A 13,562-nucleotide genomic window follows, 5' to 3' on the forward strand; every position below is an offset into this window, starting at 1 on the left:
TGTGCTCCCGGCGCCCAGTCAGTAATCTGTTACCCAGCACATAACTCGGCCTGGCAGGAGAAGCAGTGCGTCAACTCATCGCCACCGACCTGGACGGCACGGTCCTGTTCGACCGGCGCGTCAGCTCCGCCGACCTGGAAGCCATGCAGCGCTGGCGGGACGCCGGCAACTTGCTCGTCGTCGACACCGGCAAGTCCGTCTTCGCCACGCGCAACACCCTCACGGCCGCCGGCATGAGTTTCGACTACGCCGTCACCTTCACCGGCGCCGTCCTGATCGACGGCGACTACCGGGTCCTCTCCGCCCGCTACCTGCCCGACGGCGTCGCGCACGAGATCGCCGACTTTCTGCAGGGCATCGACGGGCTCACCGTCTTCGCCACCACCATGGAGGCGGACCACATCCTGTCCGACACCTACCACGAGACCTCCCCAATCCTGGAGATCTTCCTGCCCATGACCCTGGAGGAGATGCCCTGCCACCGCTTCATCGGGGTGCCCATGCGGGTGCGCGACGACGACGTGCGCGAGCGCATCGCCACCGACCTCACCGCCCGCTGGCCGGATCAGATCGAGGTGGTGCGCAACCAGGAGTTCCTCGACGTCATTCCCGCCGGGGCCACCAAGGGCGCCGGATTGAGTGACCTGGTGGACGTGCTCACCGGCACCGACGGTCCCCTGCCGGGGGAGCGGATCGAGACCTGGAGCGTGGGCGACTCCTGGAACGACATCCCCATGCACGTCGTCGCCGACCACGCCATCTGCCTGCCCTGGTCCCCGCCCGACGTCGTCGCCGCCTGCGAGCGGTCGGTGGGATCCATGGCCGAACTGATCGACGGGCTACTTGAGGAGGCAGAACGATGAGCAGCATCGGCGGGCGGGTGCGCGACTGGTTCAATGGTGGCGACCCGGACGGGCGCGCCAAGCTCCGTGCCTGGGCCCGCGGCCACGACGGACGCTCCGAGGGGTACACCTACGGCATGATGGGGCCCGCCGTCGGGCTGTCCGTCCTGGCGGCCCTGCTGTATGCGCCCACGAAGGGCTACGGCAGCATCGTGGCCCTGGTGCTGGCGATCTTCCTGCTGCTGGGGCGGCAGATGATCGAGCGGCAGGTCGCACGGGATGCCGCGGACCTGCACGAGGCCGAGCGACAGTACGCGCGCACCCGCAATTCCGAGTACCTGGACTTCACCGAGCTGCGCGCAGGCGGCCTGCTGGAGGACAACAAGATGCTCACCCGCGAAACCCGCGACTGGCTGACCGGGCGCGTCGAGTGGGCGCAGGGCGAGAAGGAGAAGCTTGCTCGGCGTGCGGAGCGGGCCGAACGCCGACGCGCCAAGGGCAACAAGGGCCGCGGCCGGTCGGGCAACGGCGGGCGCAACTCCGGGAGCAAGCGATGAGTGACTCCGGCCGCTATGTGCGCGGCGTCCTGTGGGACATGGACGGCACGCTCATCAACTCCCAACCCTTTTGGGATGAGTCCTTCCGCCGTCGCTGCGAGGCCGCCGGCGGCACCGTCACCGCAGCACAGGTCACCGCCCTGGAAGGCGCCTCCATCCGCCGCACCCACGAACTCATCGCCGCCACCGGGGCGGCCCCCGGCCCCGACGACCCGGCGGCCGAGGCGATCTTCACCGGCATGGCCGCCGACGTCGAGGCCGCCGTCAAGGCCAACCCGCCGCTGGTGCCGGGGGCGCGGGAGATCACGCAGACCCTGCTGGAGGTCGGGCTGGCGCAGGTGATCGTCACCCAGTCCCCGCGCCCGATCGTCGAGGCGGTTGCGCACGCGCTCGGCGACGTCTTCGCCGGCCTGATAACCGGCGACGACGGCCTGCCGGGCAAGCCCGATCGGGCCCCCTACGCCGCCGGAATGCGCCTGCTGGGACTGAGCGAGGACCAGTGCGTCGTCGTCGAGGACTCCGCCACCGGGGCGGCCTCCGCCCGTTCCAACGACCTGCGGGTGATCCAGATCGGCGGGCACAAGCACTTCCCGGCCGATCCGGGGCTCGTCGTCGTCCCGGACCTGAAGGCCGTCACGCCGCACCTGCTGCTGTGGGCCGAGCCCTGAGCGTGGGCCGGGGCATGCACGACGCCGCGCCCCGGACCGGCCGCGGGATCACTCGCCGGAGAAGCGGTAAACGTTCGTCTCGCGCAGCTTGAAGCCGGCCCGGCGGTACAGGCGGTTGGCCGCCTCCCGGGAGGGGCGCGAGGTGAGGTCGACGGTGCGGGCGCCCAGCGACTGCGCGTACTCGACGGCGGCCTCGACCAGTGCCTGGCCGGCACCGTGGCCGCGGGCGTCGCCGTCGACGACGACGTCCTCCACCCAGGCGCGCAGTCCGGTGGGGATGGTGAAGGTCGCCAGGGTCAGCATGCCCAGGATGGGGGTGGTGCCGTCGGCGAGCGGCGCGTCGGGGCGGAAGGCGAACAGGTACACGCCCGGCTGGGCGACCAGGGCCTCGCACTGCGCGGCGGTCAGAGCCGGGGCGCTGCGGGAGAGCTGGGGGATGAGGCGCTCCATCGCCTCGACGAGCTCGGGGGTGGACTGGGTGATGACGTCGACGCTCACGGGTACTCCTTACAGTCGTGGGAAGGGCTGCCGGGTATGAGCGTAGCCGTTCGGCCGGCCTTCGGGAGGCGGGGCCGCGGCGTGGCCGGAATTACTCGGCGGCCGCGGTCGGGTCCATGATGACGCCCTCGATCAGCACCAGGCCGGTCAACTGGTCGACGATGCGCAGTGCGAAGGGGTGGTCCACGATGAACTGCACCGGCGCCTCCGGGGGTGCCGCCGCGCCGTCCGCTCCGGAGAGCTCCGTGAGCGCCCCGGCCACCGTGCCCTCCTCCTTGACCATGAGGCGGACCTGCTGGACCGCCTGGTCGACGACCAGCTCCTCGCCGATGTGCTCCAGGGAGTCCAGCGTGGTGCCCTGGGCGTCCAGAAAGGCGAGCAGGTCCACGGGCCCGGGTTTCAGGTCGAGGGTTGGCAGGGCCAGCACGACCTCGCTCCTCCGGTCCTCCGTGACGGCGTCCAGCGCCGCCGAGGCCTGCTCCCAGGCGCCTTCGGGCAGATCCGTCGGAGCGACGCCGGCGTCGGGGAGGATCACGTCCATGACGAGTTGGGCGTCGTCGTCCCCGTCCCAGTAGGGCAGGCGCACGGCCTGCCAGCCCTCGCCCTGCACGCAGGGCCGGAAGAAGTCTTCGTGCATGAGCTGGGCGGTGACCGTGGAGCCGTCGGCCAGGGTGAAGTCCTGGTCGTAAGTGTGGTTCGCGTCGAAGGTAGTGCTCCACCGGGCGGCGAACAGCAGGGCGTTTTGCAGCACCAGCCGCGTGTCCTTGGTGATCTCAATGCCCGAGGACTTGATCAGCCCGCCGGTGTGGCGCTCGGCCCAGGCGTCCAGGGCGGCCTTGGCGTCGTCGCGGTCCGCGTGCTCGGTGGTGGCGGCATACCACTCGCGGGCGGCATCCAGGTAGGACTGCTCCACTGCCGGGTCATCGCCGACCAGCAGCACCCGGTTGGCGATGTGCAGCAGCGGGGCCTCCGGGATCTGCTCGGGGTCGAAGTCGTTCAGTTCCTCATCGCTGGGGTCGTAGGCCAGCAGGGCGTTCTGCAGCGCCGACCAGGTCAGGTCGCGGGTGGTGCCCGAATCGGCGTCGGCGGCCTTGGCGGCCGATACGCCGAGCAGTGAGTCCACGCCGTCGGCGGGGGCGTCGGAGCCCGCGTACAGCAGGGCTATGGTCAGGGCCGTTCCGACCGGGCAGGTCAAGGCGTTAGCCGCGGGCTCCTCGCCCAGGCGGAAGCGCAGCAGTGACTCACTCAGAGCGGCGCAGGCGGCCGCGGCATCCGGCGCGCCGGGAGCGTCCTCCAGCGGGATCTCGCGGTGGACGGCGTCGGTGTCGTAGGCCTGTGCCCGCGCGGAGCCTCCGAATACTCCGCACCCGCCCAGGGCCACCAGCGCGGCGATGGCGGGCGGGAGCGCCAGCGCCCGGCGGCGGGACAGGCCGCGAGTCCCGCGGCCGGGCGCAGGGCGGCCCGGGGGCGCAGGGGCCGAGGGGGTGGTCGATGCTGAGGGGGCGGATGGAAAGGGACCGGGTGCAGCGTCGTTGCTCGCCATGTCACGAGGCTACGTGACAAGGCGACACCGATCCATGGGCCGTCGTGCCCAGACCCGCCCTAACAACCGGTCTTGGCACGTAACGTCTACCGACGTCGGCGGAGGTCTACGAGGACCTCGGCGTGGTCGGTGTGGGGGAACATGTCGAACAGGCGCGCCCGCCGCGGCCGCAGCGAGGGCATCCGCGCCAGGTCCTTCGCCAGGCTCGCGGGGTTGCAGGAGGAGTACAGCACCCGCTCCACCCCCGCGGCCTCGATGCGCTCGGCCAGTTCCGCCCCGATGCCGCGCCGCGGCGGGTTGACCACCAGCAGGTCCGGCACCGGCCCGGCTCCCGGGTCGAGAACGGAGGCGTCGCCCGCCTCGAACCGGACCCGATCGTCGGGCAGCCTCATGAGTCGGGCGGCGGCCCGGGCGCCGTCGATCGCCGCCGCCGACACCTCCACTCCCAGCACGCGCCGATCCGGTCCGGCCAGGGCCAGGGCGAAGCCGCCGACGCCGCAGAACAGGTCCCACACCCGCCGCGGGGCCCGCGGGGCGGTGGGCGTCGCGGCGGGAGCCGTGGGCGCCGCACCGGGAACCGTGAGCGCATCATCCGCCCACCGCCGCGCCGTGGCGTAAAGCGCCTGCGCGATGCCGGTGTTGGTTTGGAAGAAGGAACGCGTGGGTAGGTACAACGGCAGCTCCGTCGGGCCCGCACCCGCCGTGCCATCCTCTGGCGCGTCCGACACCGGCAGGTGCAGCCGCATGAGCAGACGGTCGTCCTCGGTGAGCAGGATCTCCTCGGGCCCCTCGATAATCGCCTGGTGCACCGGCTGAATGTTGGCGCTGAGCACCGCCAGCGTCGGCAGCGCCCGCCGCAGGCCGGGCAGGGCGGCGCGCAGGTCGTCGACGTATCGGCGGCTGCGCAACACGAAGCGCACCATCAGGTCCCCGTCCGGGGAGGCCGTTACCAGCAGGTGCTTGAGCTCGCCACGCCGCGCGGACACGTCGTAGGGCGTCAGCCCGAGCGTCGTGATCGCGCGTGCGAGTACCGGTAGCGCCGCCTCGATCTCGGGCACGTGCAGGGGACAGGTGCGCAGATCGACGCCGTGCCCGCCCGGCCCGAGAATGCCCAGCAGCGGCTTGGCCGCCGTCCCCGAGACCACCATCTTGGCCTTGTTGCGAAAGCGCTTCGGCGCGCTCGCCGCCGGCCGCTCCCAGGCCGCGGCCGGGACGGGGTTCGCGCCGTCGGCCAGCAGTGCGACGGTCCGGGCCTGCTTGCGGGCCAGCTGCACGGGCAGCGGCGTCGACATGTGCGGGCAGGAGTGACAGGTGCCGTCCTCGTGCAGCGCGCACAGCGGCGTCGACCCGGCCGGTGCGGCCGGGGTAGTGCTGCTGGACGTGCGTGCGGGAGCCACGGGGCGCATTGTCCGGCCGGATCCTGCCACCGCGTCAAGGCGGCCGGTGCTCCCGGCGACGCGCGGGGCAACAAACGGATACACGGGTCACGAGTAGATATACGGCAGACTGTGGGGCATGACCGATCAACCCGACAGTGATACCCCTGCGCGACGCACGCCCCGCCACTCGGCCGGCACCGCCACGTTCACCGAGGCCGACGCCGCCGCCTACCGCGCGCAGATCGCCCAGTGGACGCCGCGCACCGGCATCGGCACCGACGTGCACGCCTTCGCCGCCGACTCCGACACTCCGCTGCGGTTGGCCTGCCTGGACTGGCCCGACGAGGTCGGACTGGAGGGGCATTCCGACGGCGACGTCGTCGCCCACGCCTGCTGCGACGCCCTGCTGTCCGCCGCCGGCCTGGGGGACCTGGGCAGTAACTTCGGCACAGACGCTCCGCAATGGGAGAACGCCTCCGGTTCGGCGTTATTGGCGGAGACCGCGGGGCGGGTGCGCGCGGCCGGCTTCGAAATCGGTAACGTCGCCGTGCAACTGGTCGGCGCCCGCCCGCGTGTCGCCGGGCGCATGCGGGAGGCCACAACCGCCTTGAGTGACGCCGTCGGCGCCCCGGTCGCCTTCTCGGCCACGACCACCGACCACCTTGGCTTCCTCGGGCGTGAGGAGGGCCTGGCGGCCATCGCCACCGCCCTGGTCTGGCCGGTGCCGCAGGTGTAGCCGGACTCGCCGCACCCGCTAGGCTGCGGCCGTGAGCACCTCATCCAATGAAGCGCGTCCCGCGCTGAACCTGCGCCTGTATGACACGGCCGCTCAGGGCGTCGTGCCCCTGGCGCCCACCGTCACGCCCGGTACGGTGGCGATCTACCTGTGTGGTGCCACGGTTCAGGGCTCCCCGCACATCGGCCACATGCGCAGCGCCATCGCCTTCGACGTGCTGCGCCGCTGGTTGACCCACTGCGGGCAGAACGTCGTGCTGATCCGCAACGTGACGGATATCGACGACAAGATCCTCGCCAAGTCCGCGGCCGCCGACCCGCCCGTGCCCTGGTGGGCGTGGGCGCAGCGTCACGAGCGCGAGTTCGACGCCGCCTACCGGGCCCTCGGCGTGCAGCCCCCCACCTACGAGCCGCGCGCCACCGGCCACATCCCCGAGATGATCGACCTGGTGCAGCGGCTGCTCGACGCCGGACACGCCTACACCGGGCAGCCCGGCAATGTCTACTTCGATGTGCGCTCCCTGCCCGACTACGGGTCGTTGACCAACCAGAGCGTCGACGACCTGGCCACCACCGAGGAGGATTCCCAGATCGACGCGGAGGTGGAGGCGGACAAGCGCGACCCGCGCGACTTCGCCCTGTGGAAGGCCGCCAAGCCCACCGAGCCCGCGGACGCCGCCTGGGACGCCCCCTGGGGCAGGGGTCGGCCCGGCTGGCACCTGGAGTGCTCGGCCATGTCCCGCCGCTACCTGGGGGAGTCCTTCGACATCCACGGCGGCGGCATCGACCTGCGCTTCCCGCACCACGAGAATGAGCAGGCCCAGTCCCACGGGGCCGGCTGGGGCTTCGCCCGCCACTGGGTGCACAACGCCTGGGTCACCATCAAGGGCGAGAAGATGAGCAAGTCCCTGGGCAACTCGCTGGTGGTCTCCGAACTGCTCAACCGCTACGACCCGGCGGTGCTGCGCCTGGCGCTGGGCACCGTCCACCACCGCTCCACGGTGGAGTTCTCCGAGGAGACTCTCGCCGACGCCGCCTCCCTATGGGAGCGGCTGTCCGGGGCGATCATGCGCGCCCTGGAGATCACCGCGCCCGCCGACGGCGGCCCGAACCCGGTCGACGCCCCCGCCGCGGCCGTGCGCGCCCGGGACCTGCCCGCGCAGTACGCCGCAGCCATGGACGACGACCTCAACCTCGCCGGCGCCATGGCCGTCGTCCACGCCAGTCTCAAGGCTCTCAACACGGCCCTGGCCGCGCCCAACCCCGACCTCGACGCCGTCGCCCAGGCGGCCCTGGACCTGCGCGCCCAGTTGGACGTGCTCGGCCTCGACCCGCTCGCCGAGCCCTGGCGCGATCGCGTGCTCGGCGCGGGCGGCAGCACGGACGACGCCGCCATGCGTGCCCTGAACCAGCTGGTCACCGGGCTGCTGGAGCAGCGGGCGCAGGCCCGCGCCGCCAAGGACTGGGCGCGGGCGGACACGCTGCGCGACGAGCTGTCCGCGGCCGGCGTCGTCGTCGAGGACAGTGCCACCGGGGCCCGCTGGCACCTGGCCTGACCCGCCGCGTCGACCCCGGCGCAACACCAACGTCACCGCGGCCACTGGCCGCCAACCGCAGAACAGGAGGCCCGCGATGCCGGGAAATGATCGGCGCCACGGCGCCATACGCAAGCAGGGCAAGAAGACGGGCCCGCTCAAGGGCTCCGGCGGTGTGCGCCGCCGCGGCCTGGAGGGGCGCGGACCCACCCCCAAGGCCGAGGACCGCGTCGGCCACCCGAAGGCGCGCGCCAAGGCCCGGGCCGAGGCCCGCGCCGCTCAGCCGACCCGCTCCGGGCAGTTGGAGGCCGCCCGGCAGCGCTTCAACGTGCCGCGGGACCACGAGATCGTCTGCGGCCGCAACGCGGTGGCGGAGGCGGCCCGCGCACGCGTGCCCATCACCCGGGTGTTCATGGCGGCCTCCGCCCAATCCGATGACCGCCTGGGCGCCGTCGTGCGGCGGGCCGCCCTGGTCGGGGCACCGGTGGTGGAGGCCACCAAGTTCGACCTGGAGGCCCTCACCGAGGGCGCCGCCCACCAGGGGGTCGCCATTGAGGTGCCCGCCTACGAGTACGTGCTCGCCCGCGACCTGCTGGAACGTGCCCGCGCCGCCGGACACACCCCCCTGCTGGTGGCGCTCGACCAGGTCACCGACCCCCACAACCTGGGGGCGGTGCTGCGCTCGGCCGGGGCCTTCGGCGTCGACGGCGTGATCGTGCCCGAGCGCCGCTCCGCGGGCGTGAACGCCGCCGCCTGGAAGGTGTCCGCTGGCGCCGCCGCGCGGGTGCCGGTCGCCCGGGAGACGAACCTGGTGCGCGCCCTCGAGGCGCTCAAGCGGGAGGGCTGCTTCGTCGTCGGCCTGGACGGGCGGGCGGATACGCCGGTGGAGGAGTTGAATCTGGCCGACTCCCCGCTGGTGGTGGTTACCGGCGCGGAGGGCAGCGGACTGTCGCGGCTCGTGCGCGAGACCTGCGACCTGCTGATCTCCATCCCGATCGCCGGGACGGTGGAGTCGCTCAATGCCGCGGTGGCCACCGGCATCGCCCTGTACGAGGTCGACCGGCTGCGCCGTCGGGCCGGGGCCGGCAAGTAACCGCCGAGGCTTTCCTGCCGCCTGACGACCCGGCCGGGTGGTCCGGCTTCCCCCGGCCAGGCAACCCGGCGACCCCGGTCGGGGCTCCCCGGGCTGACCGGGAGGCTCTATGCTGACACAATGGTGGTGTCCCCGCCCGTCGCGTGGACGGGCCGGACAACGGTCGTCACCATCCGACTAGGAGGCCTTCATGGCTCAAGACCCCGCACAGCGCTGGAACCGCACCGAGGGCGTACTCGTCGTGCCCGGAACCCAGCCGGACGCGGTTGCCGCGCGCCTCGAGGCGGAGCGGGTAGTCGCCCGCCTCGAGTGGTACCCGGCGACCCCCCACCTGCTCTCCCTCACACTGCTGGCCGACGCCGACGGGCGCGTGGCCGTCACCCCGCCGTCGCGTGGCGGCGTGATGGCCGGAACTCGCATCAGCGAGCTGGTTGAGTCCCTTGCGCGCGAGTTCTCCGGGGATGTCACCATCGGCCCGGCCTCCTTCAACGCCCTGCCCGCCGATGTCGCCCTGCCGACCGTGGCCTCGGAGACGCCGGAGGGTTCCCGCACCGTGGTCGTCTCTCCGCTCAGTGCCTACATGGTGCCGTTGCAGGCCACCCTGCTGGAGCGTCCGCTGGCCGTCACCTCCTTGCCCGCGCTCGACCGGCGCATCGTCATGTACTCCGGTGAGGGCAACCAGCTGGGTTCCTTCGGCTGGGACAAGGAGTCTCTGCCGGCCCTGGTGTTGACCGTGGACGCCCGCGACATCGCGGTACGCGCCGTCACCACCGGCGAGAGTGAGGACGACGCCGTCTTCTCCTGGGGCATGACCTCGCAGTACGTGTGGGGCGGCGTGGCCGAGCCGGGGCCGGCCCTGCGCGCCCTGGTGGATGAAATGCTCACCGACTCCACCGACGTCTCGCTCGTGGCCGCGGCCGTGCCCGGGGCGGATGCGGAGGCGGTGGCGGAGGCCTTCTCCACCCCCGGTATCGACGGCCTGGTGGCCCTGATCGATGCGCTCGGCCTGCCCGACTGGGTGGCGTCGGTGCTGACCGGTCGGCTGGCGCCCGCGGAGGCGCCCGGCGCCGTGGTGCACGAGCCGCGCGGCCTGTCCAACGCCGTGGGGCGTTCGGTCGGGCTCATGCTGCAGGACCCGGAGGCACCCGGTTCGGCCTTCTGGCAGACCTACATTCGCGTCGTCACCGAGCGGCCCTGGCTCATGCGGGCCGGCGTTGCCCTGGAGGCCGGCATCGGCGGGGCGCTGATCGGGACGGCGGTGCACCGCCGCGACCGCACCGGGGTGGCACACCGCGGCCTGCTGGCCACGGGTGTGGTGCTGCTGGTCGACGCGGTCGCCGAGGCCTCCCTCGCCTCCTGGACCCGACACCGGGAGTTGCGGCGTCGTGCGGACCAGGAGATGGCGCTGGTAGCCGAGGAGCTCGGGGCCTGACTAGGCGGTCAAAAGGGCGGAATGTCAGAAGGGCGGAATCTCGTCTAGCAGTGGGGCCAGGCCGAGGTCGTGCAGGGCCTCCGAGTAGGGAGTGGTCTCGAAAGCGCCGACGGGCTGGCCGGGGCGGGGACCGCGGCTGGCGACTCGGGGGCGCCCGCCCGCACGAGCGGCGTCTCGAGCACTGAGCTCAAGGCCGTGCTGGAGACGACTCAGGACGGCGTCGTCGACGGCCTCGGTGAGGCGCGCGGGGACCTTCTGGGCGGGGACAAGCAGTTGGCGAGGCCCGATCCTGTGGGCCAGAAGGGTGATGCTCCCGTCCAGGCTGCGCCGGTAGCGAGCGCCGGTGGGAGTACACCAGGTCAGATCACCGGAGTCGGTGCGGCTGAGGCTCCACCCGGGCGTGTGCTTGAGCCGGTGGTGGGCCTGGCACAGGCTGGTGAGATTACTCAGGCTGGTCGCCCCGCCCTCGGCCCAGGGTTGAATGTGGTCCGTGTCGCAACGGGTGGCGGGGATGGTGCAGCCCGGGAACGTGCAGGAGCCGTCCCTGGCCTGTACGAGTTCGCGCAGGGCGACCGGGGGGCCGGTAGTGGGTGCGGCCCACGTCGACTACCGTCCCCGAGACCGAGTCGGTGACCAGCCTGCGCCAGACCCCGCCGGCTGCGAGGGCGCGGGCGGTGGCGGCGGGCACCGGCGCCGTGCCGACCCCAATGGTGACCTCGGCCGCAGGAGCCGCGCCCGCGGCTGTCCCGGTGTAGGGGAGGGGGCGCTGACCGTCCAAAACCGCGGTGTGCGCACTGCTCCCGCCTCGCGCAGGTGAGTCTGAGTGACCTGCGGCGGGCGCACTGCTCCTGCCTCGCGCAGGTGAGTCTGAGTGACCTGCGGCGGGCGCACTGCTCCCGTCGGCCGGGGGCGTTTCGGGCACACTTCGCCCGTCGGATGCGAAGGATCGCCCGACTACGGCGTCCGTGGGCCGCCCCGGCGTATCGCCGGCGGTGGGAGGGCCGTACCCGGTTGGCGGGTCATCCCCGATGGGCGGGCCGTATCCGGTCTGCGGGTCATCCCCGATGGCGCCGGCGCCGTCGGGGAGCAGGTGCTCCAAGGGGACGGCGACGTCGACATTGATGGTGATCCCCGGCGGAGGGAAGACCGCCTCTACCCCGGAGGGCGTCCACCAGGGGAGCGAGGGCTCAACCAGGCTGCTCAACCCGGCCAGCAACCCCTCCAACGGGACCCCGTCGGGCAGCAGCTGTGAGCTGGCCGGTGCAGGCGGCAGGGCACCGGCGTCGACGCTGGTCGGTACAGTTGCTGGGGCGGCGTGGTCGACGTTTGCAGGTGCGGTGAAAGACGGCCGACAGGCGGCGTACTGGCTGGCTTGCAGGGTGCGCAGCGTCATGCCGGTGATGGCGTCTGCCCGTAGCTGCGCCGGGGAACGCTCATCCCCGGCAGCCCGGGCGGAGGCGGCTATGGCGTCCAGGGTCGCATCCAATAGGAACGCGTCCAGGCTCGGCAGCAGGAGCCGCATTTCATGAACGCCCTCGCCCGCCTGGCGGGGCCGCGTAACGTGCCTGCGCGCCAGGTTGCGCTTACGGCGGCTGCCGGCGCCGTCGGGGTCTAAAGCGGCCAGGGCGCGGTCGATGTCCTTGGCCAGCTGCGACGTCGTCCTGCGGGATGCGCGAGGCAGGACCTGCTCCTGTACGGCCCTGGCCACCCTCGCGTCGGCACCCTCCAGGCGGCGAACAATCAGGGCGGTTTTGCTCGCATCCAGCAGGCCGCCCCGGTGCAGGGTCTCGGTGGCCGCGAACTCGGGTTGTAGCAGAGCCTCGCCCCGATCCAACATCTGACAGGCGCTCTGGCGGGTGGTGCCGAGTCGGCAGGCGATCTCCCCGCTGGTGGTGAAACGTCGCTCCTCCTCCGTCACCAGGCATTCGAGTCGCCCGTCCGGACCCCAGGGAGTTGCGCCGCGGTTCATTTCCGGTGTGCGGGCAAGGCACGCAGCCGCCGCGCTTTCGCACCACGACGCCCAGGAGACCAGCCGGTGGCACGCCGCCACCAGTTCGCTGAGCACTTGCCCGCCCAGCGCGGCCAGGCGGTCGATGCCGGTGCCCTCGCCCCAGTCCACGCCCTGCTGTGCGGAGGCCTGCGCCAGGGCGCGGTCGGCCGGGCTCGTGATGGTGTTGAACAGTGCGCCGGTGTCGGGAGTCCCCAGTATTTCTGCCAGCTCGGCGATGCCCACGGCGTCCGCGGTGTTTGCAGCGTCCGCGGTGTTCGCAGCGTCCGCGATGCTTGCAGTGTCCGTGGTGTTCGCAGCGTCCGTGGTGTTCGCAGCGTCCGCGATGCTTGCAGTAGCCACCGCGCTTGCGTTTGCTGCGTTCTCCCCGGCGGAGCCGGCCGCCTCACCGTTGGGGTTGGCGGGTACCAGTATGCCGGCCAACAGACCCTCAACCAGGCTCGCCAGACCTGCGCCTGCAGGTACTTCCGCCAGGTGCTCGATCAGCGCCGTGGGCTCCCGCACGACTTCGAGCACGGCCGTGGAATCCTGCTCGGCCCCGGGCCCGGCCGCTGCCTCCCCGCATGTAGCGGCCCAGGCAACGGTCGCCGTCGATCCCCTCCCGACGCCGGGCAGCCCCGCCCGATCCGTCGGGGACGCCCCGCCGGATCGCCGCTCAGCACCGTTGCCTTCGTACATGTGTCCACGGTATCGCGGGGCACCGACATGAATTCCGTGTCCTTAACGGGCTCTTCGTGTTTGGGGGTGTGGCTGGTGGTGTGTTCTGGCCGGTCCGAGGACGGCCTCTCCCGCGCTCTAGCGCTACCTTCCTGCGCCCGAGGATGGCTTGTCTTTGGACGTGAGGAGGTGGGCGGTCAGCGGCGCTGCCCTCCCGCGCCCGAGGGAGGCCTCGCACCACGAGCACAAGCACCGCCCATCCTCAGGCTGCCCTCCCGCGCCCGAGCGAGGCCTGCCGCATCGTGGTTCCATGCGGCCGCACCCTCAAGCTCAAGCGCCAAGCACCGGTCAGCGCTGGTCGGCGCTGGTTTCCGACCTTGGGGTGCGGTTTACGACCCCGGGGTGGTCGTGAACCGCACTGTTATGTCTCAGGACATCGGTGACAGTTCTGCCTCAGGACATCGGTGACAGTTCGGGGGTGTTTGGTGGTGACACTTCGGGTCGGATTGGGGCATGAGCTCAACGAACCGTCGTGTTGATACGCGTGTGCGTCTGGCGATCGTCCGGTGGCCTGATGACGCCCCGCGCGGGGCGGTGACCGCATCCTTGCGACCA

Annotated in this window: 12 protein-coding genes; 7 read left to right on the forward strand and 5 right to left on the reverse strand. The window is 72.1% G+C overall.

Annotation, left to right across the window (positions count from 1 at the left end):
• Positions 1-65 precede the first annotated feature (65 nt).
• Genes DRB06_RS11510 through DRB06_RS11520 form a run of 3 tightly spaced genes read left to right on the forward strand, consistent with a single transcriptional unit; the run spans position 66 to position 2,067 of the window.
• On the forward strand, positions 66-863 hold the full coding sequence (locus DRB06_RS11510) for an HAD family hydrolase (RefSeq protein WP_108969108.1): 798 nt from the start codon (positions 66-68) through the stop codon (positions 861-863).
• The gene (locus DRB06_RS11515) at positions 860-1,399 is read left to right on the forward strand and encodes a hypothetical protein (RefSeq protein WP_073333960.1); all 540 of its coding nucleotides are present in this window, start codon (positions 860-862) and stop codon (positions 1,397-1,399) included. The genes DRB06_RS11510 and DRB06_RS11515 overlap by 4 nt, the downstream gene beginning before the upstream one ends.
• Positions 1,396-2,067: an HAD family phosphatase gene (locus DRB06_RS11520; RefSeq protein WP_073333963.1), complete on the forward strand. Its 672-nt coding sequence runs from the start codon at positions 1,396-1,398 to the stop codon at positions 2,065-2,067. Before DRB06_RS11515 ends, DRB06_RS11520 begins: the two co-directional genes overlap by 4 nt.
• A gap of 48 nt (positions 2,068-2,115) precedes the next feature.
• Here the strand turns inward: DRB06_RS11520 and DRB06_RS11525 are convergent, their stop codons facing one another.
• From DRB06_RS11525 to DRB06_RS11535, 3 genes are all read right to left on the reverse strand, one after another.
• The gene (locus DRB06_RS11525) at positions 2,116-2,517 is read right to left on the reverse strand and encodes a GNAT family N-acetyltransferase (RefSeq protein WP_395994451.1); all 402 of its coding nucleotides are present in this window, start codon (positions 2,515-2,517) and stop codon (positions 2,116-2,118) included.
• Between the two features lie 139 nt (positions 2,518-2,656).
• Positions 2,657-4,108, reverse strand: a complete 1,452-nt coding sequence (locus tag DRB06_RS11530; RefSeq protein WP_146750875.1) for a serpin family protein — start codon at positions 4,106-4,108, stop codon at positions 2,657-2,659.
• A gap of 86 nt (positions 4,109-4,194) precedes the next feature.
• Positions 4,195-5,400 carry a methyltransferase domain-containing protein gene (locus DRB06_RS11535; protein ID WP_258522250.1) on the reverse strand — a complete coding sequence of 402 codons (1,206 nt, stop codon included), beginning with the start codon at positions 5,398-5,400 and terminating at the stop codon, positions 4,195-4,197.
• Positions 5,401-5,623: 223 nt separating this feature from the next.
• On the opposite strand from DRB06_RS11535, the gene ispF reads away from it, so the two are divergent.
• The 4 genes from ispF (at position 5,624) to DRB06_RS11555 (ending at position 10,282) form a co-directional block, all read left to right on the forward strand.
• Positions 5,624-6,223: a 2-C-methyl-D-erythritol 2,4-cyclodiphosphate synthase gene (gene ispF, locus DRB06_RS11540; RefSeq protein WP_111820019.1), complete on the forward strand. Its 600-nt coding sequence runs from the start codon at positions 5,624-5,626 to the stop codon at positions 6,221-6,223.
• 31 nt (positions 6,224-6,254) lie between these two features.
• The gene (gene cysS / locus DRB06_RS11545) at positions 6,255-7,778 is read left to right on the forward strand and encodes a cysteine--tRNA ligase (RefSeq protein ID WP_073333970.1); all 1,524 of its coding nucleotides are present in this window, start codon (positions 6,255-6,257) and stop codon (positions 7,776-7,778) included.
• A gap of 76 nt (positions 7,779-7,854) precedes the next feature.
• A complete protein-coding gene (rlmB, locus tag DRB06_RS11550; RefSeq protein WP_073333973.1) occupies positions 7,855-8,850 on the forward strand; it encodes a 23S rRNA (guanosine(2251)-2'-O)-methyltransferase RlmB in 996 nt (331 codons plus the stop codon).
• A gap of 190 nt (positions 8,851-9,040) precedes the next feature.
• Positions 9,041-10,282: a hypothetical protein gene (locus tag DRB06_RS11555; protein ID WP_111820020.1), complete on the forward strand. Its 1,242-nt coding sequence runs from the start codon at positions 9,041-9,043 to the stop codon at positions 10,280-10,282.
• A 24-nt stretch (positions 10,283-10,306) separates the two neighbouring features.
• On the opposite strand, the gene DRB06_RS16685 is transcribed toward DRB06_RS11555, so the two are convergent.
• Entirely contained in the window at positions 10,307-10,795 is a 489-nt protein-coding gene (locus DRB06_RS16685) for an HNH endonuclease signature motif containing protein (RefSeq protein ID WP_309300333.1), read from the reverse strand.
• Complete coding sequence (locus DRB06_RS16690) at positions 10,725-12,968, reverse strand: DUF222 domain-containing protein (protein WP_258522249.1); 2,244 nt, start codon at positions 12,966-12,968, stop codon at positions 10,725-10,727. Before DRB06_RS16690 ends, DRB06_RS16685 begins: the two co-directional genes overlap by 71 nt.
• Between the last annotated feature and the right edge of the window lie 594 nt (positions 12,969-13,562).

The sequence above is a fragment of the Actinomyces sp. Z5 genome, from assembly GCF_003287795.1.
GTDB classification, from domain to species: domain Bacteria; phylum Actinomycetota; class Actinomycetes; order Actinomycetales; family Actinomycetaceae; genus Actinomyces; species Actinomyces glycerinitolerans.

Excerpts from the sequence above, each read along its gene's own strand:
- DRB06_RS11515 (WP_073333960.1), top strand. The coding sequence starts at position 860 with ATGAGCAGCATCGGCGGGCGGGTGCGCGACTGGTTCAATGGTGGCGAC.
- DRB06_RS11520 (WP_073333963.1), top strand. The coding sequence starts at position 1,396 with ATGAGTGACTCCGGCCGCTATGTGCGCGGCGTCCTGTGGGACATGGAC.
- DRB06_RS11525 (WP_395994451.1), bottom strand. The coding sequence starts at position 2,517 with ATGGAGCGCCTCATCCCCCAGCTCTCCCGCAGCGCCCCGGCTCTGACC.
- DRB06_RS11530 (WP_146750875.1), bottom strand. The coding sequence starts at position 4,108 with ATGGCGAGCAACGACGCTGCACCCGGTCCCTTTCCATCCGCCCCCTCA.
- DRB06_RS11535 (WP_258522250.1), bottom strand. The coding sequence starts at position 5,400 with ATGTCGACGCCGCTGCCCGTGCAGCTGGCCCGCAAGCAGGCCCGGACC.
- ispF (WP_111820019.1), top strand. The coding sequence starts at position 5,624 with ATGACCGATCAACCCGACAGTGATACCCCTGCGCGACGCACGCCCCGC.
- rlmB (WP_073333973.1), top strand. The coding sequence starts at position 7,855 with ATGCCGGGAAATGATCGGCGCCACGGCGCCATACGCAAGCAGGGCAAG.
- DRB06_RS11555 (WP_111820020.1), top strand. The coding sequence starts at position 9,041 with ATGGCTCAAGACCCCGCACAGCGCTGGAACCGCACCGAGGGCGTACTC.
- DRB06_RS16690 (WP_258522249.1), bottom strand. The coding sequence starts at position 12,968 with ATGTACGAAGGCAACGGTGCTGAGCGGCGATCCGGCGGGGCGTCCCCG.